The following is a 667-nucleotide window of genomic DNA, read 5'->3' on the forward strand; positions in this document are numbered from 1 at the left end:
AGACACCTTTACCATATCAGAATGGGGTTCTTTTTTCATCACTTAACAGGTGAAAATGAAAAAGTAAATTTAAGCTGCCGTTAGGCAGTTGGCACATGTTTCAACGAAAAGTATGAATTGTTCAGGTTAGTATGTCTAAAAAATGAACACTAAAGTTTAGATTTGACAAATATGAAAGCGTGTTGTACTATATATTTACTAGATAACCACGCCCCCATTTCTGATAGGTGATGAACCTTGAAGACAGATACGTTCTGACATGGGGGCTCTTTTTGTATTCATAAGGAGGTAATATGGAAAATACTACTTCACTCAGCTTTCAGGAACAACTAGATTTGTTTGCTGAAAGGGGAATGTCGGTTAAATCAGGTGATCTAAAAAAATTAGAACACATTAGTTACTATAGGTTGAAAGAATTTGCAAGACCTCTAAGCACCGCTAAGAAAGTTAATGGGGAAGTACATATAAGCTATTCAGGTGTATCATTTAGCGAAGTTTTAACACGTTATTACCAGGATAAAAATTTAAGAATTAACTTACTCCTGAATAATTCATAGCTCTATAATTTAAGCTGGTTTCTTGAATAAATTAATCGTTCTTGGAAAAATTGGGAATTTTTCTACAAAATAGTGCGTTCTCGAAGTAGATTTTAACTAAATGAACCTTC

General features: G+C 33.4%; 1 protein-coding gene. It reads left to right on the top strand.

Translation table 11 applies throughout. The features are described from left to right. The first annotated feature begins 293 nt into the window (after positions 1-293). Positions 294-557: an Abi family protein gene (locus ACYVLS_RS08855; protein WP_460323686.1), complete on the top strand. Its 264-nt coding sequence runs from the start codon at positions 294-296 to the stop codon at positions 555-557. Positions 558-667: the final 110 nt, after the last annotated feature.

This window comes from Alkalibacterium psychrotolerans, assembly GCF_054784355.1.

What these genes read in the sequence shown, in the direction of transcription:
- ACYVLS_RS08855 (WP_460323686.1), top strand. Translation starts at nt 294, where the DNA reads ATGGAAAATACTACTTCACTCAGCTTTCAGGAACAACTAGATTTGTTT.